The organism is Enterobacter sp. PP-008-ECC_S150 (assembly GCF_045257065.1).
Taxonomy (GTDB): Bacteria; Pseudomonadota; Gammaproteobacteria; order Enterobacterales; family Enterobacteriaceae; genus Enterobacter; species Enterobacter chengduensis.
The window spans coordinates 25792-48172 of record NZ_JBJHHG010000009.1 but is presented as its reverse complement, the minus strand read 5'-3'; the positions used below and the strand labels follow the sequence as shown (position 1 = coordinate 48172).

Below are 22381 nucleotides of genomic sequence, written 5' to 3'. Positions count from 1 at the left end.
AAGTTAGGGTGAAACGATGGAATAACCAGGACGGGAAAGTAGTATACCCGAACACGGCGAGCGCCACAAACTTTCATTCTCCGTCTCCATTCCAGGCCATGACAAACATAAGGAGTGAGAAAATAGCCCCTTTTGGGTAAATGTTTTTGACGCAAATCAAGCGCTTGTCATTTAAAAAATCACACAAATTGCGCTTGATCGCAAAATCTCGTTAGAGATCAGATTCCTGGCGCTTTACTTCCTGCCAGACTTCTTCCATTGCCTCGAGGTCAATTCCGGTCATATCCAGGCCTCGCGAGGCCACAATCCGCTCCACTTCGCGAAAGCGGCGTTCGAATTTCAGGTTGGCTTTTTGCAGGGCCGTTTCCGCTTTTACACCCAGGTGGCGAGAAAGGTTGACGGTCGCAAACAGCAGGTCACCCATCTCTTCCTCAAGCTTCGCTTCATCCACCACCGCCTGTTGCGCTTCGTGCATGACCTCGTCAATCTCTTCGTGCACTTTATCCAGCACCGGGCCGAGGGAGGTCCAGTCAAAGCCCACGGCGGAGCAGCGTTTCTGGATTTTGTGCGCGCGCATCAGCGCGGGCAGGCTCATCGGAATGTCGTCCAGCGCGGAGTGCTGAGATTTCTCTGCCCGCTCGGCGCTTTTGATCTGCTCCCAGCGGGTCAGCACCTCCGCGCTGTTTCCGGCAGCGGCATCACCGAAGATATGGGGATGACGGCGCTCAAGCTTGTCGCTGATGGCAGCGCAGATATCGTCAAAGTTAAAGCGCCCTTCTTCCTGCGCCATCTGCGCATAGAACACCACCTGGAACAGCAGGTCGCCCAGCTCGCCGCGCAGGTCGTCAAAATCCTCGCGGGAAATAGCGTCCAGCACCTCGTAGGTCTCTTCAAGGGTGTACGGGGCGATGGTGGCGAAAGTCTGCTCTTTATCCCACGGGCAGCCGTTTTCCGGGTCGCGCAGGCGCTTCATGATGCCGAGCAGGCGGTCAATTTGAGTCATAGTTCTGTCCTGATAAAAATGCCGGGTGGCGGCGTTGCCTTACCCGGCCTACGGAAGAGGATGTTTAGCCGCCGTGCAGACGACGCGCGTCAATCACATCCGGCACCTGGTTCAGCTTACCGAGCACGCGGCCCAGCACCTGCAGGTTATAGATTTCGATAGTCATATCGATGGTGGCAAGCTGCTCGCGGGTATCGCTGCGGCTGGCGACGCCCAGCACGTTAACCTTCTCGTTGGCGAGAATGGTCGTGATGTCGCGCAGCAGGCCGCTACGGTCGTTGGCGGTGACGCGCACCACCAGCGAGTAGCCAGCGGAATAGCTTTCCCCCCAGACCGCTTCCACGATGCGCTCCGGCGCATGGGACTGAAGCTCGGCAAGCTGGTCGCAGTCGGAACGGTGAATCGAAATCCCGCGCCCCTGGGTAATAAAGCCGACGATATCGTCGCCTGGAATAGGCTGGCAGCAGCGGGCAATGTGGTGCATCAGATTGCCCACGCCCTCGACCACCACGCGGCCGTTGTCTTTGCTGCGCTGCTGCGGGGCGTAGGTTTTCTGCTGCAGCTGCTTCAGCGCCGCCGCATCCTGCTCTTCCGCGCTTGGCTTATTGAACTGCGCCTGCAGGAAGTTCACCATCTGATTCAGGCGGATATCGCCGCCGCCGATGGCCGCCAGCAGCTCGTCAAGCTCGTTGAAGTTGTAGCGCGGCAGCAGGAATTTCTCCGCCTCTTTCAGGCTGATTCCGATATGCTCCAGCTCGTCGTCGAGGATTTGACGACCGGCAAGGATATTCTTGTCCCGATCCTGCTTGCGGAACCAGGCGTGAATTTTCGAGCGCCCGCGGCTGGTGGTGACGTAGCCCAGGTTCGGGTTCAGCCAGTCGCGGCTCGGGTTGGGCTGTTTCTGGGTAATGATTTCAATCTGGTCACCCATCTGCAGCTGATAGGTGAACGGTACGATACGCCCGCCAATTTTTGCCCCAATGCAGCGGTGCCCCACATCGCTGTGGATGTGGTAGGCAAAATCGAGCGGCGTGGAGCCCGCAGGCAGGTCGACAACGTCGCCTTTCGGGGTAAAGACGTACACCCGATCGTCAAAGACCTGGCTGCGCACTTCGTCGAGCATCTCGCCGGAGTCGGCCATCTCTTCCTGCCACGCAATCAGCTTGCGCAGCCAGGCAATGCGGTCTTCGTGACCAGAACGCGCCCCGCCGGAGGTGCCTTCTTTGTATTTCCAGTGCGCGGCAACGCCCAGCTCGGCGTCTTCGTGCATCTGTTTGGTGCGGATCTGAATCTCAACCGTTTTGCCGCCGGGGCCCAGCACCACGGTATGGATAGACTGGTAGCCGTTCGGTTTGGGGTTGGCGACATAGTCATCGAATTCATCCGGCAGATGGCGGAAGTGCGTGTGCACTATACCCAGCGCGGCGTAGCAGTCCTGCAGACGCTCCGCCACGATGCGCACGGCGCGCACGTCAAACAGCTCGTCGAAGGCGAGATGTTTCTTCTGCATTTTGCGCCAGATGCTGTAGATGTGCTTGGGTCGACCGTAGACTTCGGCCCGCACGTTCTCTTCTTTCATCGCCTGGCGCAGGCCGCCGACGAACTCCTCGATATAGTGCTCGCGGTCGATACGGCGCTCGTGCAGGAGTTTGGCAATGCGCTTATATTCCGCCGGGTGCAGATAACGGAAGCAGTAGTCTTCCAGCTCCCATTTCAGCTGGCCAATCCCCAAGCGGTTCGCCAGCGGCGCATAGATGTTTGTACACTCTTTTGCCGCCAGCACGCGCTCGTCTTCCGGCGCATCCTTCACCTCACGCAGGTGGGCAATACGCTCGGCCAGCTTGATGACCACGCAGCGGAAGTCGTCCACCATAGCCAGCAGCATCCGGCGAACGTTATCGACCTGCTCAGAGGAGACGGAATCGGTGTGTGCGGCTTTAAGCTGACGAATGGCCGCCATATCGCGCACGCCGTGGATCAGGGCGACAACGGATTTACCGACGCTGTCGCGCAGCACGTCTTCGCTGACCACGTCTGCATCTGCCAGAGGGAAAAGAAGCGCGGCCTGCAGCGTTTCGATATCCATGTTCAGCATGGAGAGGATTTCCACCATCTCCACGCCGCGCCACAGGAGAAGATCGGCATCGGGATGCCCCTGCGTGGTGCGCAGACAATAGGCCCAGGTTTCGGTTAAGCGTTCACACGACTGCTGGCTGGAAATTCCCAGACTTGCGATCCATTTTTGTGGGTCAAACTCCCCAGCTTTATTGAGATGTGCACTTCTTACCGCAACCATTGTCCTCTCCTTTAGGGACCAGGGCCTATCGAAGTCGACAAGCCAAACAAATTAGATGTGCTCGAACAACACCATCGATTCCAGATGCCCAGTGTGCGGGAACATGTCCAGCATTGCCAGACGCTGAATCTGGTAACCCGCGCTGAGTAATGCCTCGCTGTCACGGGCAAGCGTCGCCGGGTTACAGGAAACATAGACCACGCGCTTCGGCGCGAGTTTAATAATATGTGCCATCACGCCCGGGGCACCGGCACGCGCCGGGTCGAGCAGGATTTTGTCAAAACCCTGCTGCGCCCACGGTTGTTGCGTGACATCTTCCTCAAGATTTTGATGAAAGAATGTCACATTTTGCAAGCCGTTCTGCCGCGCGTTCTCCTGCCCTTTCGCCACCAGCGCCTCAACGCCTTCCACGCCAACGACGCTGGCCGCTTCTCGCGCCAGCGGCAGCGTGAAGTTACCCATGCCGCAGAACAGATCGAGTACGCGATCGCTTTGCTGAACGTCCAGCCATGCCATCGCTTTCGCGACCATCTGCTGGTTAACGCCATCATTCACCTGAATGAAATCCCGCGGGCTGAACGTTAAGCGTAGCCCGTTTGACGCATACCAGGGCGTCTCACCGGTAACCTGTTCAAGTATCTCGCTTTGCGGCGCGAGGAAAAGCGCCAGGTCGTGGGAATGCGAAAAGCGTTCCAGTTTTTCGCGATCTTTTTTCGACAGCGGCGCGGTATGGCGCAGGACCATCAGCGGACCATTGTTGGCCATGACCAGTTCGACGTGTCCAAGGTGGCGAACGCCCTCCAGCCCGGAGAGGCAGGTGCGCACGTGCGGAAGCAACGCCTCAAGATGGGGCACCAAAATGGGGCACTGCCTCACATCGACGATATCGCTTGAACCGGCCTTGCGAAAACCCATCTCCAGCCGCGCCGTTTTTGGCTGATAGCTGAGGCTCAGGCGCGCGCGGCGGCGATAGCCCCAGGGCTCATCGGCAACGATTTCGTTAACGTCATGCTTAAGCAACCGCGCCAGGGCGCTGCTTTTACTTTTTTGCTGTAATTCTGTGCTCGCATGCTGTTGCTGGCAGCCCCCGCACACGCCAAAATGCGGGCAGCGAGGCGCCACGCGCTCCGGGCTATCGTTGAGGCGACGCTTAACCTGCCCGCGGGCGAACTGGCGTTTATCTTCCGTCAGCGTAATTTCTGCTCGTTCTGCTGGCAGCAAACCTGTTATAAACAGAGCCTTACCGTTGTGACGCGCCACCCCCTGACCAAACGGATCCAGGTCCGTGGCTTCAACGGTTATGATTTGACGCGTCGTCACGCGTCGCTTTGCAGAGTAGAATTGCGCCATCGCCGAGATTTTTCTCATATAAACATAATTAGCTTAATTGTCCCATAACGGAACGCCATGACCAACTACAGCCTGCGCGCGCGCATGATGATTTTGATCCTCGCCCCCACCGTTCTCATCGGTTTGCTGCTGAGTATCTTCTTTGTGGTGCACCGCTATAACGATTTGCAGCGACAGCTGGAAGATGCAGGCGCCAGCATAATCGAACCGCTCGCCGTCTCCAGCGAGTACGGCATGAACCTGCAAAACCGCGAATCCATTGGTCAGTTAATCAGCGTGCTCCACCGGCGGCATTCGGACATCGTGCGCGCCATCTCCGTTTACGACGAACATAACCGCCTGTTTGTTACCTCGAATTTTCATCTCGACCCGGCGGCCCTGAAGATCCCCGACGGTACGCCCTTCCCGCGCCACCTCACCGTACTGCGGCGCGGCGATATCATGATCCTGCGCACGCCGATCGTGTCGGAAAGCTATTCTCCCGACGAGTCTGCCCAATCTGACGCCAAATCCAGCAATAACATGCTGGGATACGTGGCGCTGGAGCTGGATCTCAAGTCGGTCAGGCTTCAGCAGTACAAAGAAATTTTTATCTCCGGCGTGATGATGCTGTTCTGCATTGGCATTGCGCTGATCTTCGGCTGGCGCCTGATGCGTGACGTGACGGGCCCCATCCGCAACATGGTCAACACGGTAGACCGCATCCGCCGGGGACAGCTCGACAGCCGGGTCGAAGGGTTTATGCTGGGCGAGCTGGATATGCTGAAGAACGGCATCAACTCGATGGCGATGTCGCTGGCGGCGTATCACGAAGAGATGCAGCACAACGTTGACCAGGCGACGTCCGACCTGCGCGAAACGCTGGAGCAGATGGAAATCCAGAACGTTGAGCTGGATCTGGCGAAAAAGCGCGCCCAGGAAGCGGCGCGTATTAAGTCAGAATTCCTGGCCAATATGTCGCACGAGCTGCGCACGCCGCTCAATGGCGTGATCGGCTTTACCCGCCTGACCCTGAAAAGCGAGCTTAACCCTACTCAGCGCGATCATCTGCACACCATTGAACGTTCGGCTAACAACCTGCTGGCGATCATCAACGACGTGCTGGACTTCTCCAAGCTGGAGGCGGGCAAGCTGATCCTGGAAAGCATTCCCTTCCCGCTGCGCAGCACGCTGGATGAGGTCGTAACCCTGCTCGCGCACTCGTCGCACGACAAGGGCCTTGAGCTGACGCTCAACATTAAGAACGACGTGCCGGATAACGTGATTGGCGATCCGCTGCGCCTGCAGCAGGTCATCACCAACCTTGTCGGGAACGCCATTAAATTCACCGAAAGCGGTAATATCGACGTTCTGGTAGAGAAACGCTCGATCAGCAGCAATAAGGTCCAGATTGAAGTCCAGATCCGCGATACCGGCATCGGCATTCCGGAGCGGGATCAGTCGCGTCTGTTCCAGGCGTTCCGCCAGGCGGACGCCAGCATTTCCCGCCGTCACGGCGGTACCGGCCTGGGACTGGTGATCACCCAGCGCCTGGTGAACGAGATGGGCGGGGATATCTCTTTCCACAGCCAGCCGAACCGCGGTTCCACCTTCTGGTTCCACATTAACCTGGACCTCAATCCGAACGTTCTGACCGATGGCCCGGTGACGGACTGCCTGAAGGGCAAGCGTCTGGCCTACGTCGAACCGAACGCGGCGGCGGCGCAGTGTACGCTCGATATTCTGAGCACCACGCCGCTGGAGGTGGTCTACAGCCCGACCTTCTCAGCCCTTGCCGTTGAGCATTACGACATTCTGCTGATGGGCATTCCGGTCACCTTTACCGGCGAACTGACCATGCAGCAGGAGCGGCTGGCGAAAGCCGCGTCGATGACGGACTATCTGCTGCTGGCGCTGCCCTGCCATGCCCAGCTCAATGCTGAAGAGTTGAAAAACGACGGGGCCGCCGCGTGTCTGCTGAAACCGCTCACCGCGACCCGCCTGCTGCCCGCCCTCACGGAATATTGCCGTCTTAGCCAGCATGCCCTCCCGCTGATTAACGATGAGCAAAAGCTGCCGATGAGCGTGATGGCGGTGGATGATAACCCGGCCAACCTGAAGCTGATTGGCGTATTGCTGGAAGACCAGGTTCAGCATGTGGAGCTGTGCACCAGCGGCGCGCAGGCGGTTGAACAGGCTAAGCAGATGCAGTTCGATTTAATCCTGATGGATATTCAGATGCCGGGCATGGATGGCATTCGGGCCTGCGAGCTGATCCACCAGCTGCCGCATCAGCAGCAAACCCCGGTCATTGCGGTGACCGCCCATGCGATGGCCGGTCAGAAAGAGAAGCTGCTGAGCGCCGGGATGAATGACTATCTGGCGAAGCCCATCGATGAAGAGAAACTGCATAACCTGCTGTTGCGCTATAAGCCGGGCCATATTGGCGGAACGTACACGGTATCCAGCGAGCCGGTTGAAATCAGCGTTAACCAGAACGCGACCCTGGACTGGCAGCTCGCCCTGCGCCAGGCGGCCGGTAAACCCGATCTCGCCCGCGACATGCTGCAAATGCTGGTCGCATTCCTGCCTGAGATTCGCAATAAGGTGGAAGAGCAGCTGGTGGGTGAAAACCCGGAAGCGCTGCTGGAAGCCATTCATAAGCTGCACGGCAGCTGCGGATACAGCGGCGTACCGCGGCTGAAAAACCTCTGCCAGCTGCTGGAGCAGCAGCTGCGCGCCGGTACGCCGGAATCGGAGCTTGAGCCGGAGTTCCTGGAGCTGCTGGATGAGATGGATAACGTGACGCGGGAAGCGATGAAGGTGTTGGGGAACTGAGATAAAAAGCCCGGTGGCGGCTTCGCCTTACCGGGCCTACAGGTGCACGAACGTAGGCCGGGTAAGGCGAAGCCGCCACCCGGCAATTATCGCTAAAATGCCTGCCCCACTTTCAGCACCGCCGCGATATTTCTGGCGGCCATCCTGACGTTCTCGCTGGCATTTTCCAGCGCATCTTCCAGCGAGCAGATGGTATAGATCACGCTAAACACCGCATCAATGCCGTGATCGTGCACCACGCCGACGTCCGCCGTCAGGCTTCCTGCAATGCCAATGACGGGTTTGTTAAAGCGCTTCGCCACTTTCGCCACGCCCACAGGCACTTTGCCGTGGATGGTCTGGCTGTCGATGCGGCCTTCACCGGTGATAACCAGATCCGCATCGGCCACCTGGTCGGCCAGGCGTAGCGCATCGGTTACGATCTCAATGCCCTGGCGCAACTGTGCGCCGCAGAACGCGTACAGGGCCGCCCCCATGCCGCCCGCCGCGCCGCCTCCCTCAAGGTTTAGCACGTCGATATCCAGATCCCGGGCAATGATGTTCGCATACTGCGCAAGCGCGTTGTCCAGGGTGACGATCATCTCGAGTGTGGCCCCCTTCTGCGGACCAAACACGGCTGACGCGCCGTACTTCCCGGTAAGCGGGTTGGTCACATCGCAGGCAACCTCTATCCGGCACTCCGCCAGGCGCTTGTCCAGCCCGCTCAGGTCGATACGCGCGAGTTTTCCCAGCTCGCCCCCGCCCAGCCCAAGAGGCTGTTCATTGTCGTCCAGCAGCTTCGCCCCCAGCGCCTGCACCATGCCTGCGCCGCCGTCATTGGTGGCGCTGCCGCCAATGCCAATGATGATATGCTTAACGCCTGCATCCAGCGCGTGACGGATCAGTTCGCCGGTTCCCCAGGAGGTGGTTTTCAGGGGATTACGCTGCGACGGGACGACCAGCTCCAGGCCGCTTGCCGCCGCCATTTCAATAAAGGCGCTCTGCTTATCTCCGGACAAGCCATAGAACCCCTCCACACGCTCGCCCAGCGGGCCGGTCACAGGAACCTGCACAATGCGTCCCTGCGTGGCCGCGATCATCGCCTCAACCGTCCCTTCGCCACCGTCCGCGACAGGCAGCTTGACGTAAACCGCCTCGGGAAAGATCTCGCGAAAACCCCTTTCTATCGCTGTCGCAACCTCAAGCGCACTCAAACTTTCCTTATACGAGTCCGGTGCGATAACAATTTTCATAAGCCATCCTTACGCATAGTCGTTACGTTAAGCATACACCACGTAAAAGACCGTTCATGGGAGCGGTCCCAATGCGTTTATCGTACCATGCACGGGCGTTTATTGTCGAATGTCCAGTCGGGGATCAGATACTGCATCGCTATTGCGTCGTCCCGCGCGCCCAGACCGTGTTTCTGATACAGCTCATGGGCCTTCATCACCTGGTCCATGTCCAGCTCAACGCCCAGCCCCGGCGTGGAAGGCACCTGCACCATGCCTCCTTTGATCTCAAACGGCTGCTTAGTCAAACGCTGATTACCTTCCTGCCAGATCCAGTGCGTATCGATAGCGGTAATGGTGCCCGGCGCGGCGGCGGCAACGTGCGTGAACATTGCCAGCGAGATATCGAAATGGTTGTTAGAGTGCGAGCCCCAGGTCAGGCCAAACTCATGGCACATCTGCGCCACGCGCACCGACCCCTGCATCGTCCAGAAGTGCGGGTCCGCCAGCGGAATGTCGACAGACTGTAATGACAGGGTGTGTCCCATCTGACGCCAGTCGGTGGCTATCATATTGGTCGCGGTCGGCAGCCCCGTCGCGCGACGGAATTCCGCCATCACTTCGCGTCCTGAGAAGCCTTGTTCAGCCCCGCAGGGATCTTCCGCATATGCCAGCACGCCTTTTAGCTGTTTACCTATTTTGATCGCTTCATCAAGCGACCATGCGCCGTTCGGATCCAGCGTCACGCGCGCCTGCGGGAAACGTTTTGCCAGCGCGGTGACGGCCTGTGCCTCTTCCTCACCGGCCAGCACGCCGCCCTTCAGTTTGAAATCGTTGAAGCCATATTTTTCATACGCGGCTTCGGCCAGGCGCACCACCGCATCCGGGGTCATCGCCGCGTCGTGGCGCAGCCGATACCAGTCGCATTGTTCATCCGGCTGGCTCTGATAAGGCAGTGGCGTCAGCTTGCGGTCGCCGACAAAGAACAGATAGCCCAGCATTTCCACTTCGCTGCGCTGCTGACCTTCTCCCAGTAGCGAGGCAACGTTAACGCCCAGATGCTGGCCCAGCAGATCCAGCATGGCGGATTCAATCCCGGTCACCACGTGGATGGTGGTGCGCAAATCGAAGGTCTGCAGGCCGCGGCCGCCGGCATCGCGATCGGCAAAGGTATTGCGCACGGTGTTGAGGACATTTTTGTACTCACCCAGCGTGTTGCCCACCACCAGCGGAATGGCCTCTTCCAGCGTCTGGCGGATCTTCTCCCCGCCCGGAATTTCGCCCACGCCCGTATGGCCAGAGTTGTCTTTGATAATGACGATGTTGCGGGTAAAGAACGGCGCATGCGCGCCGCTCAGGTTCATCAGCATGCTGTCATGGCCCGCGACCGGAATGATTTGCATGGAAGTGACGACAGGGGCAGTAAAAGTACTCATCGTGTAATCCTTTTATCAGTGACGTCCAAAAACAGGGCGCTTACGGTCAAATGTCCAGCCGGGAATCAGGTACTGCATCGGGCCCGCGTCGTTACGCGCGCCGCCCGGTAGTTTTTTATACGCCTCATGGGCTTTATGGATCTGATCCCAGTCAATCTCCACGCCCAGGCCCGGCGCATCCGGTACGGCAATCTTGCCGTTGATGATTTCCAGCGGATTTTTCGTCAGGCGGGCTTCCCCCTCCTGCCAAATCCAGTGGGTGTCGATAGCGGTCGGGTTACCCGGCGCCGCCGCGCCAACGTGGGTAAACATCGCCAGCGAAATGTCGAAGTGATTGTTGGAGTGGCAGCCCCAGGTCAGCCCCCAGTCATCGCAAAGCTGCGCCACGCGCACCGCGCCCGAGAGCGTCCAGAAGTGCGGGTCCGCCAGCGGAATATCGACGGCGTTTAGCATGACCGCGTGGCCCATTTCACGCCAGTTGGTGGCGATCATATTGGTCGCGACCGGCAGACCGGTGGCGCGACGGAACTCGGCCATGACTTCACGGCCCGAGAAGCCCTGCTCCGCGCCACAGGGGTCTTCCGCGTAGGTCAGCACGTCTCCCAGACCTTTGCACAGGCTGATGGCTTCATCCAGCAGCCAGGCGCCGTTAGGGTCAACGGTGATGCGCGCATCCGGGAAGCGTTTTTTCAGCGCCCGGGCGGTTTCAATCTCCTGCTCGCCGGGCAGCACGCCGCCTTTCAGCTTGAAATCCTTAAAGCCGTAGCGATCCTGCGCCGCCTCGGCCAGACGCACCACTGCGTCGCGGGAGAGCGCTTCCTGGTGGCGCAGGTGATACCACTCGTGGCTCCCCGGGGTAGATTCCAGATAGGGCAGATCGGTTTTCGTGCGATCGCCCACGTAGAACAGATAGCCCAGCACGGTAACCGCATCGCGCTGTTTGCCGGGCCCCAGCAGCTCGCAGACCGGAACATTGAGCGCCTTACCCAGTAAATCAAGCAGGGCGGCCTCCAGCGCGGCCACCGCGTTGACGCGCAGTTCGAACGTCCAGGCGCCTTTACCGAACGTATCAAAGTCGGCCGACTGATTGCCCTTGTGCACCCGCTGAACCACCTTGTTCAGACGGGCAACCTCCTGGCCCACCACCTGCGGAATGGCGTCAACCAGCGTCTGGTAAATCACCTCTCCGCCAGGGGCCTCGCCCACGCCGGTATGCCCTGCGCTGTCTTTCAGCACGACGATATTACGGGTAAACCAGGCGCTATGCGCGCCGCCAATATTGAGCAGCATACTGTCCTGCCCGGCCACCGGGATGACCTGCATCTCGGTGACGGTTGGGCTTGATTGCGTTGTCATCATCCACGCTCCGCAACGGGTTTAAGCTCGACGCGCTTGATATCGCCCACCAGCACCAGGTAACTCAGTACGGCCACCAGCGCATGTATTCCCACGTAGATCAGCGCGCCGTTGAAAGATCCGGTCGTGCCGACGATGTAGCCAATAGCGATGGGCGTCACAATCCCGGAGATGTTGCCGAACATGTTGAACAGACCGCCGCTCAGGCCGCTGATCTCTTTCGGCGCCGTATCCGCCATCACCGCCCAGCCCAGCGCGCCAATGCCTTTGCCGAAGAAGGCCATCGCCATAAAGCCGATGATCATCCATTCGGCATTGACGTAGTTACAGAACACCATGGTCATGGAGAGCAGCATGCCGAGCACAATCGGCGTTTTACGCGCGATGTTCAGCGAGCCCGTGCGGCGCATCAGCCAGTCGGAAATCACCCCGCCGAGCACGCCGCCCACGAAGCCGCAGATTGCCGGGACCGAGGCGACAAATCCTGCTTTCAGAATCGACATGCCGCGAGCCTGCACCAGATAGACCGGGAACCAGGTGATGAAAAAGTAGGTCAAGGCGTTGATGCAGTACTGGCCCAGATAGATCCCGATCATCATGCGCGAGCCGACGAGCTGCCCGATCTGCGCCCATTTCTGGCTGAACGGAACTTTTGCTTTTGCGGACTTCTGATCCATGTTGATCAGCGCGCCGCCTTCCGCGATGTACTCCAGCTCTTTTTTGTTCACGCCGGGGTGCTGATGGGGTTCGTGGATCACTTTCAGCCAGACGAAGCTGATGACGATCCCAAGCCCCCCCATGAAGAAGAAGACGTGCGACCAGCCCACCTCATGCGTCAGCCAGCCCATGATGGGCGCGAAGATCACCGTTGCGAAGTACTGTGCGGAGTTGAAAATCGCCACCGCCGTTCCCCTCTCCTGCGCCGGGAACCATGCCGCCACAATGCGGCTGTTGCCCGGGAAGGACGGCGCTTCCGCTAGCCCCACCAGGAAGCGCAGCGTGAAGAGCGCCACGATAATGCCGAAGCCGCTGAAGATATCGACGAAACCCTGTAGCAGGGTAAACATCGACCAGATAAAGATGGACCAGAAATAGACGCGTTTAGAGCCAAAACGGTCCAGCAGCCAGCCGCCAGGAATTTGACCGATGACGTAGGCCCATGAGAATGCGGAGAAAACGTAACCCATGCCCACGGGATCAAGGCCGATATCTTTTGCCATTTCCGAACCGGCAATCGACAGCGTGGCGCGGTCACCATAGTTAAAGGACGTGACGATAAACAGCATCACCACTATCCAGTAGCGGGCGTTGGTGCGCTTTTCGGCGCTGCTCGCTGCGTGGCTTAATGTACTCATTGTTGCACTCCTGAAACATAGCTTTCGCCTGTTCATTCTGTACAGCACCGGTAGGGTAATCAGAATGAGATTCGTTTTTGTCGTTTTGGTACGGCGTGAGGCCGTTTTATCGTGACCGGAAAAGTATATGAAGGAGTGACACCGTCTCTCACCGTGCAAAAACACAGTATTAAAGGGTGTGAGGGAGGTTGTTTAGGGCATAAGCCCAGAGGAGTGGAAGGTGGTTCACGGAAATGGCGTTTGGTGCGGAGTATAATGCCGGGTGGCGGCTACGCCTGACCCGGCCTGGATAACTATTTAAGCAGCGTTGCCCAGTGTTCGACCCACGGGTTTGATTCGCTTTCCGGCTCCGGATGCTCGCCGGCATCAATCAGCAGCATCTCGCCGACGCGCTGGGCGCTCTGCTCCTGCAGGAGCGCATCGAACTGCTTGCCGCCGCCGCAGAAGTTGGCGTAAGAACTGTCGCCCAGGGCAATGATGCCGTAGTGCACGTCAGGCTGATAGCCTAGCTGGTCTTTAATACCCTGGAACAGCGGCACGATGCTGTCCGGCAGATCGCCCTGCCCCGTGGTGGAGGTCACCACCAGAATGTATTTATCTTTAAACTTTTCCCAGTCTGCCAGCTCCGGGTCTTCGTAGACCGTGGCCTTATGGCCCTGGCGGGCGAGTATTGCCTCCGCCTCTTCCGCTACCAGCAGCGCGTTGCCGTACATAGTGCCGACAAAAATGCCTACTTCAGCCATGCTATTTTCCCATAATGAATGCGTTTACCGTTCATCCTGAACGTTGCCCGAGACAAACTCAACCCTTTCATTTTCGGGGAGTTGTCCCAGCCAGCCAAACTGTGACAGCGCCTGCATCCAGACGTCATCCAGCCCCGCACGGATAGTCAGCGGCTCGCCGGTAAACGGGTGCGTCAGGCTCAGCTCGCTGGCGTGCAGCATCAGACGATGGCAGCCAAAGTGTTCGGCCGCGCTGCGGTTCTGGCGCAGATCGCCGTGCTTGCTGTCGCCAATAATCGGATGACGCAGGTGCGCGAGATGGCGTCGCAGCTGGTGCTTACGCCCGGTTTTAGGCAATAGCTCAACCAGACTGTAGCGCGTGGTGGGAAATTTGCTGGTTGCCACCGGCATTTCCGTGGTGGCCATGCCGCGATAATCCGTCACCGCAGGCTGCGGGCATTTATCATCGCGGGCAAATTTATCGGCGATTTTATCCAGCTCCTCTACCAGCGGATAGTCGAGCGTGGCGGCTTCCGTCAGCCAGCCGCGCACGATCGCATGGTAGCGCTTTTGCATCTGATGCTGTTCAAACTGCTGCGACAGCAGACGGCCCGCCTCGCTGGAAAGCCCCATCAGCAGCACGCCGGAGGTCGGCCTGTCGAGGCGATGGGCGGTAAAAACGTGCTGACCAATCTGATCGCGCACGGTCTGCATCACCACCACTTTCTCGTCGCGATCCAGCCAGCTGCGGTGTACCAGCCAGCCGGACGGCTTGTTTACCGCCACCAGCCACTCGTCCTGATAGACGATCTCAAGCGTCATGCATCTTCACCGGCAAACAGGGCATCCAGTTTTTCCAGTTCGACCAGCATCACGGCGCGCGCGGGGTGCGTCGCCTCTAGCGCCATTTCATAGTAGGGAGAGACAGCAAAGGCCTGCGGCAGCGGGTGACCGCCCTCAAGCAGGGCGTGCATGCGCGGAATTAACACCCACTGCAGCCACTCAAACGGGGCCAGCGTATCCAGGCAGAAGGGCTGGGTGCTCGCGAACGCCTCTGGCTGCGGCGCGGTCTCCTGCCACAGCTGATGTTGGCGCAAAAGGGCTTCGATGGCGTGCAACTGCGCACGAACGCTATCGTGTTGCGTCATAGTAACCTCAACTGAAAAAGTGAACGGCGCGCAGCATAGCATTGCGGAAGGCAGAAATAAAAAAAGGGAGCACTGTAAAAACAGTGCTCCCGGTTCGTTTCGCAGCATTCCAGCTACAATTCGTGCTCCCTGCTCATCCGTGACAACTTTTCCTGAAGCCCGAAGGCCTGGTCATCCGTAAACCGATTCATCCTGCACACATCGTCCTGACGTGTTTGTTTCATCCTGAAACGTCCTGGCCTTCCTGACCCACCGACCATCCCGACCGGCTCTCGTTCTCCTTCCTGGAGGTGTCCCTTACGCATCCTGCGTTATCCACTTTGCTTCATCCTGAAGCCTTCCTGCAGCGCCATCCTGACGTGTCCTGAGTAAGAAACGCCATCATCCTGATGTTCGTTTCTCGTGTCGGCGTCCTGTCGACGGGGATAGAATCCGCTATTCCGCTTCGTCTTACAACCCACCCTTTCCGTGTTGTAAGCCGTAAGACATCCCTGAAAACAGTGCGATCGGCCAGTAATCCATTGAAAAATAGAGTGATATTAATCTGAAATAATTGAGGTAATACTGAATGTTCCAGCGATCTCTCACAAACCTTGTAAGAGATCTCTCACACGCGCGATAGCATCATGGATTACAGAAGCGGCTCAAGCCGGGTAAGGAAATCCGCAAGAGAGGGGGCGAGAGTCTCGCGATTGCGGGTACCGATAGTCTCTTTAACCACTTCACCTGACAGGTTACAGACGGAGATAACGTCCATTTCACTGTCCAGCGTGGCAATAAAGAGCGTCGGAGAAAGCTTAAGGCGTTTTTGCGTGACCAGATGACCAATCAGGTTTTCCTGAACACGCTGCAGATCGTCTTCGCTCCAGGTCTGCAACAGCGTCAGCGTGATATCAGCAAAGCGCGCGGGCATATCCCCTGCGAACTGCGTGGTGTAAAACGCGTGAACCGCTGGTTGTACCACAATGTCCATTGCCCGTTCAACCGCATTTACATTTTGCTCGCCGGTATTGGGCTGCGGCTGCCAGATAACGTAATCCTCGAGCGAAGAGATAATGCACGGTGAAGGTACGCCATATAAATCAGCACTTTGCGGCCACGAACCCTGCTTTTCATGCCATGCATCACAGTAGCGGGTCGTGAAGGTAGTAAGGGCATTTGCCGTTTCGATGTTCACCGATTTCTCTCTTCTTGTCAGACAGGATAAACTCAGGGCATAAGTGTACCTGTAAAGTGGCGATGAAACATGTCTTACGAAAATCATCAGGCGTTAACCGGCTTAACGCTCGGTAAATCGACCGATTACCGCGATACCTACGATGCAAGCCTGCTGCAGGGCGTGCCGCGCAGTCTGAATCGCGATCCTTTGGGCCTGCACGCGGACGCGCTGCCGTTTGTTGGCGGCGATATCTGGACGCTGTACGAACTCTCGTGGCTCAACGCGCGCGGCCTGCCGCAGGTGGCGGTGGGCCACGTTGAGCTGGACTACGCCAGCGTGAATCTCGTCGAGTCCAAAAGCTTTAAGCTCTATCTCAACAGTTTTAACCAGACAAAATTCAACAGCTGGGACGACGTTCAGCACACCCTGGAACGTGATTTAAGCGCCTGCGCGCAGGGAAAGGTGAGCGTTTCACTGTATCGCCTGAACGAGCTGGAAGGGCAGCCAGTCGCCCACTTCAACGGGACCTGCATCGACGATCAGGATATCGAGGTGGAGAATTATGAATTCAGCGCGGACTACCTCGAAAACGCGGCGGGCGGAAAGGTGGTCGAAGAGACGCTGGTCAGCCATCTGCTGAAGTCCAACTGCCTGATCACCCACCAGCCGGACTGGGGCTCGATGCAGATCCAGTACCGCGGCCCGAAAATTGATCGGGAAAAATTGCTGCGCTACCTCGTATCGTTCCGCCATCACAACGAATTCCACGAGCAGTGCGTGGAGCGCATTTTTAGCGATATTCAGCGTTTCTGCCAGCCAGAGAAGCTAAGCGTTTACGCGCGCTATACCCGTCGCGGCGGGCTGGACATTAACCCGTGGCGCACCAATACCGATTTTGTGCCCGCAACGGGCCGGCTGGTGCGTCAGTAATATAAATATTTTCACAATATGCGCGGTATCTTCCGCGCTTTAGGTTGTGAAACGTCACGCGGCAGGGCTATTGTAATCAACAGGGAAAGACGATAATCGTCCCGTAAGGAGCTCACTTGATTACACATATTAGCCCGCTTGGCTCAATGGATATGTTGTCGCAGCTGGAAGTGGACATGCTTAAGCGCACGGCCAGCAGCGATCTTTATCAACTGTTTCGTAACTGTTCACTTGCCGTACTGAACTCCGGAAGCCTGACGGATAACAGTAAAGAACTGCTGTCCCGCTTCGAAAGCTTTGATATCAACGTGCTGCGCCGCGAGCGCGGCGTGAAGCTTGAAGTCATCAACCCGCCGGAAGAGGCCTTTGTTGATGGTCGAATCATCCGTTCACTTCAGGCTAACCTGTTTGCCGTGCTGCGTGACATCCTGTTTGTTAACGGACAGATCCACAACGCAGGCCGTTTCCAGCATCTCGACCTGGAAAGCTCGGTCCATATCACCAACCTCGTATTCTCTATTCTGCGTAACGCCCGTGCCCTGCACGTTGGCGAAGCGCCGAACATGGTCGTCTGCTGGGGCGGTCACTCCATCAACGAAACTGAATATCTCTATGCCCGCCGGGTGGGGACGCAGCTTGGCCTGCGCGAGCTGAACATCTGTACCGGCTGCGGTCCAGGGGCGATGGAAGCGCCGATGAAGGGTGCGGCGGTGGGACACGCGCAGCAGCGTTACAAAGAGGGGCGTTTTATCGGCATGACCGAGCCGTCCATCATCGCCGCTGAGCCGCCTAACCCGCTGGTTAACGAGCTGATCATCATGCCGGATATCGAGAAACGCCTTGAGGCGTTTGTCCGTATCGCGCACGGCATTATCATCTTCCCGGGCGGCGTGGGCACGGCGGAAGAGCTGCTTTACCTGCTGGGTATTCTGATGAATCCGGCCAACAAAGATCAGGTTCTGCCGCTGATCCTGACCGGGCCAAAAGAGAGCGCCGACTACTTCCGCGTGCTGGACGAGTTTATCGTGCACACCCTGGGTGAAGCCGCGCGTCGTCACTATCGCATCATCATTGACGATGCCGCAGAAGTGGCGCGCCAGATGAAAAAAGCGATGCCGCTGGTGAAAGAGAACCGCCGTGATACCGGTGATGCCTACAGCTTTAACTGGTCAATCCGTATCGCGCCGGACCTGCAGATCCCGTTCGAGCCCACGCATGAGAATATGGCGAACCTGAAACTCTACCCTGACCAGCCGGTAGAAGTCCTGGCGGCCGATCTGCGTCGCGCCTTCTCGGGCATTGTGGCGGGCAACGTGAAAGAGATGGGCATCCGCGCCATTGAACAGCATGGCCCGTACAAGATCCACGGCGATCCGGAGATGATGCGCCGCATGGACGACATGCTGCAGGGCTTCGTCGCGCAGCACCGCATGAAGCTGCCAGGATCAGCCTACATTCCTTGCTATGAAATCTGCACCTAAGGCTTAGCTGCCTCTCCTCAAAACCGGGTCGCGCCGTCAGGCGTCCCGGTTTTTTTTATCGAAGCAATTCATAGGCATCACTTATATCTTTTGCAAACTCCTTACAAACGCAAACGATTACCTCTTTTTTTCAACCGCAAGTTATCAGCCTTAATCTAAATTACCCGCCAGAAAATACTAAAAACCCATTTCTTTACAGCGAAAGACACCTATCTCACGGGTCAGTCTTTCAGCGCACGTGTCGTTGGTGGTAGCCTTCGCGCCCGTAAATTCTCTTTGATGTTTTTTTAACAGATAAATGGTCTAAAGATGCCCACATCATAAGTGGATTATTGCATTTGAGATCGCGATCACTGATAGATTCATAACTAGAATGTATCTTTCCGCCCGCCAATAGTTACGGGCAAAAATTATTAAAAAACCGTCACTGAACGAATTTCATATTACCGTCAGGCACTTTTTCATCGGATTTGACTAAAAACCTGACAATTCGCTTCCTCCAGGAGATATAGATGGAAACCACTCAAACCAGCACCGTTGCTTCGATTGAATCCCGAAGTGGCTGGCGCAAAACGGATACCATGTGGATGCTTGGCCTTTACGGCACGGCAATCGGCGCTGGTGTACTGTTCCTTCCTATCAACGCAGGCGTCGGCGGTCTGATCCCGCTGATCATCATGGCTATCATTGCTTTCCCGATGACCTTCTTCGCACACCGCGGCCTGACCCGCTTCGTGCTGTCCGGTAAGAACCCGGGCGAAGACATCACGGAAGTGGTTGAAGAGCATTTCGGCGTGGGCGCAGGTAAACTGATTACCCTGCTCTACTTCTTCGCGATTTACCCTATTCTGCTGGTCTACAGCGTGGCGATCACCAACACCGTTGAAAGCTTCATGATGCACCAGCTGCACGTGACGCCGCCGCCGCGCGCGATTCTGTCTCTGATCCTGATTGTGGGCATGATGACCATCGTGCGCTTCGGTGAGCAGATGATTGTGAAAGCGATGAGCGTGCTGGTCTTCCCGTTCGTGATTGCTCTGATGGTGCTGGCCTGCTACCTGATCCCACAGTGGAACGGCGCAGCGCTGGAAACCCTGTCCCTGAGCAGCGCATCGGCAACCGGTAACGGCCTGCTGATGACCCTCTGGCTGGCAATTCCGGTGATGGTGTTCTCTTTCAACCACTCCCCAATCATCTCCTCTTTCGCCGTGGCGAAACGTGAAGAGTACGGTAATGGCGCAGAGAAGAAGTGCTCCAGCATCCTGGCGCGCGCGCACATCATGATGGTGCTGACCGTAATGTTCTTCGTCTTCAGCTGCGTGCTGAGCCTTTCCCCGGCGGACCTGGCGGCAGCGAAAGAGCAGAACATCTCTATTCTGTCTTACCTGGCGAACCACTTTAACGCACCTGTCATTGCGTGGATGGCACCTATCATCGCGATTATCGCCATCACCAAATCCTTCCTGGGCCACTACCTCGGCGCACGTGAAGGCTTCAACGGTATGGTGATTAAATCTCTGCGCGGTAAAGGCAAGAGCATTGAAATCAACAAGCTGAACAAAATCACTGCACTGTTCATGCTGCTCACTACCTGGGCTGTAGCCACGCTGAACCCAAGCATCCTGGGCATGATTGAAACCCTGGGCGGCCCGGTCATCGCGATGATTCTGTTCCTGATGCCGATGTACGCGATTCAGAAAGTGCCTGCGATGCGTAAATACAGCGGCCATATCAGCAACGCGTTTGTTGTGATTATGGGCCTGATTGCCATCTCCGCTATTTTCTACTCGCTGTTCAGCTAATACCTCCTGCGCCGTCCCCGGACGGCGCACTCCTCCCCTCTGACTGAAAGCAATGGACGCATCATGATTAGCGTATTCGATATCTTCAAAATCGGTATTGGTCCTTCCAGCTCTCACACCGTCGGACCAATGAAAGCCGGTAAGCAGTTCACGGACGACTTGATTGCACGCGGCATCCTGCACGACGTTACCCGCGTGGTTGTCGATGTTTACGGTTCCCTTTCTCTGACCGGGAAAGGCCACCATACCGATATCGCCATTATCATGGGCCTGGCGGGAAACCTGCCGGATACCGTTGATATTGATGCGATCCCTGGCTTCATCCAGGATGTGAACACCCACGGTCGCCTGCTGCTGGCAAACGGCGAACACGAAGTGGAATTCCCGGTTGACCATTGCATGAATTTCCATGCGGACAACCTGTCGCTGCACGAAAACGGCATGCGCATTACCGCGCTGGCCGGCGACAAAGCGGTATACAGCCAGACGTATTACTCTATCGGCGGCGGTTTTATCGTCGACGAAGACCACTTTGGTCAAACCAGTACCTCGTCTGTCGAGGTGCCGTATCCGTACAAAACGGCAGCGGATCTTCAGCGCCACTGCCAGGAGACGGGCCTTTCCCTCTCCGGCCTGATGATGAAAAACGAGCTGGCCCTCCACAGCAAAGAGGAGCTCGAGCAGCACTTCACTAACGTCTGGGAAGTGATGCGCGGCGGCATTGAGCGCGGGATCACCACCGAAGGCGTTCTGCCGGGCAAGCTTCGCGTACCGCGTCGTGCGGCGGCGCTGCGCCGTATGCTGGTGAGCACCGATAAAACGACCACTGACCCGATGGCCGTTGTAGACTGGATCAACATGTTCGCCCTGGCGGTGAACGAAGAGAACGCCGCCGGGGGCCGTGTGGTTACCGCGCCGACTAACGGTGCCTGCGGTATCGTTCCGGCGGTGCTGGCCTACTACGACAAGTTTATCCGTGAAGTGAACGCCAACTCTCTGGCGCGCTACCTGCTGGTCGCCAGCGCGATTGGTTCGCTGTATAAGATGAACGCGTCCATTTCCGGTGCGGAAGTGGGCTGTCAGGGTGAGGTCGGCGTGGCCTGCTCCATGGCGGCGGCGGGTCTGGCCGAACTGTTGGGTGCCAGCCCGGCGCAGGTGTGCATTGCGGCGGAAATCGGCATGGAGCACAACCTGGGGCTGACCTGCGATCCCGTTGCCGGACAGGTACAGGTACCGTGCATCGAGCGTAACGCGATTGCCTCCGTGAAGGCGGTGAACGCGGCACGCATGGCGCTGCGCCGCACCAGCGAGCCGCGCGTCTGTCTCGATAAGGTTATCGAAACCATGTACGAAACCGGTAAAGATATGAACGCCAAATACCGTGAAACCTCTCGCGGCGGCCTGGCGATGAAGATCGTGACCTGCGATTAAGCCACTCGGGAAGCCTCGTTTTGCGAGGCTTCTTCCTGATTTCCCCACCATTCATAGTTTCACGCTGCTGACAGTGTTACCCTTCACGCATGAGATAGAAGGGAGATTATCTGTGGCCGTTCATTTACTTATCGTCGATGCACTTAACCTGATTCGCCGTATCCATGCGGTACAGGGAACGCCTTGTAAAGACACCTGCCTGCACGCGCTGGAACAGCTTATCCGCCACAGTGAGCCTACCCACGCGGTCGCGGTATTTGATGACGAAGCCCGCAACACGGGCTGGCGACACCAGCGCCTGCCGGACTACAAAGCCGGACGCGCGCCGATGCCGGACGATCTTCACGCTGAATTACCCATGCTGCGCGCCGCATTTGAACAGCGGGGCGTCCCCTGCTGGGGGGCGCAGGGAAATGAAGCTGACGATCTTGCAGCCACTCTGGCCGTAAAGGTGGCGGGTGCCGGGCATCAGGCCACTATCGTTTCAACGGACAAAGGCTACTGCCAGCTGCTCTCCCCGACTATCCGCATCCGCGACTATTTTCAAAAACGCTGGCTGGACGCGCCGTTCATCGCCAGCGAGTTTGGCGTATCGCCTAAGCAACTGCCGGATTACTGGGGGCTGGCGGGCATCAGCAGTTCAAAGGTTCCGGGCGTCGCCGGTATTGGACCGAAGAGCGCCGCGCAGCTGCTGACCGATTTTCAGAATCTGGAAGGAATTTACGCCCGTCTCGATGAGGTGCCGGAAAAGTGGCGCAAGAAGCTGGAGGCGCATAAAGAGATGGCGTTTATCTGCCGGGAAATCGCAACGCTACAAACGGATTTACGGCTGGACGGGAATTTACAGCAGCTGCGTCTAGAACGCTAAAACGACAACATGGTTT

The 22381-nt window shown here is 57.6% G+C and carries 17 protein-coding genes; 6 read left to right on the top strand and 11 right to left on the bottom strand.

What is annotated here, in order from left to right:
- Positions 1-211: 211 nt before the first annotated feature.
- The 3 genes from mazG to rlmD form a co-directional block, all read right to left on the bottom strand.
- Positions 212-1003, bottom strand: coding sequence for a nucleoside triphosphate pyrophosphohydrolase (mazG, locus tag ACJBF3_RS11645; RefSeq protein WP_045330583.1), 792 nt, complete (start codon positions 1001-1003; stop codon positions 212-214).
- 64 nt (positions 1004-1067) lie between these two features.
- On the bottom strand, positions 1068-3299 hold the full coding sequence (gene relA, locus ACJBF3_RS11640; protein WP_008499628.1) for a GTP diphosphokinase: 2232 nt from the start codon (positions 3297-3299) through the stop codon (positions 1068-1070).
- Positions 3300-3350: 51 nt separating this feature from the next.
- Positions 3351-4649, bottom strand: a complete 1299-nt coding sequence (rlmD, locus tag ACJBF3_RS11635; protein WP_045330580.1) for a 23S rRNA (uracil(1939)-C(5))-methyltransferase RlmD — start codon at positions 4647-4649, stop codon at positions 3351-3353.
- 57 nt (positions 4650-4706) lie between these two features.
- Here rlmD and barA point away from each other — a divergent pair, with 57 nt between their 5' ends.
- Positions 4707-7466, top strand: coding sequence for a two-component sensor histidine kinase BarA (gene barA, locus ACJBF3_RS11630; RefSeq protein WP_045330577.1), 2760 nt, complete (start codon positions 4707-4709; stop codon positions 7464-7466).
- A 92-nt stretch (positions 7467-7558) separates the two neighbouring features.
- Here the strand turns inward: barA and ACJBF3_RS11625 are convergent, their stop codons facing one another.
- From ACJBF3_RS11625 to syd, 8 genes are all read right to left on the bottom strand, one after another.
- Positions 7559-8698 carry a glycerate kinase gene (locus tag ACJBF3_RS11625; RefSeq protein ID WP_045331965.1) on the bottom strand — a complete coding sequence of 380 codons (1140 nt, stop codon included), beginning with the start codon at positions 8696-8698 and terminating at the stop codon, positions 7559-7561.
- Between the two features lie 77 nt (positions 8699-8775).
- On the bottom strand, positions 8776-10113 hold the full coding sequence (gudD, locus tag ACJBF3_RS11620; protein WP_059517960.1) for a glucarate dehydratase: 1338 nt from the start codon (positions 10111-10113) through the stop codon (positions 8776-8778).
- 15 nt (positions 10114-10128) lie between these two features.
- Positions 10129-11469, bottom strand: a complete 1341-nt coding sequence (locus tag ACJBF3_RS11615; RefSeq protein WP_045332003.1) for an enolase C-terminal domain-like protein — start codon at positions 11467-11469, stop codon at positions 10129-10131.
- Positions 11469-12824 carry an MFS transporter gene (locus tag ACJBF3_RS11610; protein ID WP_045331968.1) on the bottom strand — a complete coding sequence of 452 codons (1356 nt, stop codon included), beginning with the start codon at positions 12822-12824 and terminating at the stop codon, positions 11469-11471. Before ACJBF3_RS11610 ends, ACJBF3_RS11615 begins: the two co-directional genes overlap by 1 nt.
- A 293-nt stretch (positions 12825-13117) precedes the next feature.
- Positions 13118-13567 (bottom strand): flavodoxin, encoded by a 450-nt coding sequence (locus ACJBF3_RS11605; RefSeq protein ID WP_047717614.1) that lies wholly within the window; start codon positions 13565-13567, stop codon positions 13118-13120.
- Between the two features lie 24 nt (positions 13568-13591).
- Positions 13592-14368 carry a tRNA pseudouridine(65) synthase TruC gene (gene truC, locus ACJBF3_RS11600; RefSeq protein ID WP_045331970.1) on the bottom strand — a complete coding sequence of 259 codons (777 nt, stop codon included), beginning with the start codon at positions 14366-14368 and terminating at the stop codon, positions 13592-13594.
- Positions 14365-14694, bottom strand: coding sequence for a YqcC family protein (locus ACJBF3_RS11595; RefSeq protein WP_045331971.1), 330 nt, complete (start codon positions 14692-14694; stop codon positions 14365-14367). The genes truC and ACJBF3_RS11595 overlap by 4 nt, the downstream gene beginning before the upstream one ends.
- Before the next feature lie 631 nt (positions 14695-15325).
- Positions 15326-15871 carry a SecY-interacting protein gene (syd, locus tag ACJBF3_RS11590; protein WP_045331972.1) on the bottom strand — a complete coding sequence of 182 codons (546 nt, stop codon included), beginning with the start codon at positions 15869-15871 and terminating at the stop codon, positions 15326-15328.
- Positions 15872-15940: 69 nt separating this feature from the next.
- On the opposite strand from syd, the gene queF reads away from it, so the two are divergent.
- The 5 genes from queF (at position 15941) to xni (ending at position 22365) form a co-directional block, all read left to right on the top strand.
- Positions 15941-16783, top strand: a complete 843-nt coding sequence (gene queF, locus ACJBF3_RS11585; RefSeq protein WP_045331974.1) for an NADPH-dependent 7-cyano-7-deazaguanine reductase QueF — start codon at positions 15941-15943, stop codon at positions 16781-16783.
- Positions 16784-16899: 116 nt separating this feature from the next.
- Positions 16900-18264 (top strand): nucleotide 5'-monophosphate nucleosidase PpnN, encoded by a 1365-nt coding sequence (ppnN, locus tag ACJBF3_RS11580; protein ID WP_032643146.1) that lies wholly within the window; start codon positions 16900-16902, stop codon positions 18262-18264.
- A 512-nt stretch (positions 18265-18776) separates the two neighbouring features.
- Positions 18777-20066 (top strand): HAAAP family serine/threonine permease, encoded by a 1290-nt coding sequence (locus ACJBF3_RS11575; protein ID WP_045331977.1) that lies wholly within the window; start codon positions 18777-18779, stop codon positions 20064-20066.
- Positions 20067-20129: 63 nt separating this feature from the next.
- Positions 20130-21497, top strand: coding sequence for an L-serine ammonia-lyase II (gene sdaB, locus ACJBF3_RS11570; RefSeq protein ID WP_045331980.1), 1368 nt, complete (start codon positions 20130-20132; stop codon positions 21495-21497).
- Between the two features lie 112 nt (positions 21498-21609).
- Positions 21610-22365, top strand: coding sequence for a flap endonuclease Xni (xni, locus tag ACJBF3_RS11565; protein WP_045331983.1), 756 nt, complete (start codon positions 21610-21612; stop codon positions 22363-22365).
- Positions 22366-22381: the final 16 nt, after the last annotated feature.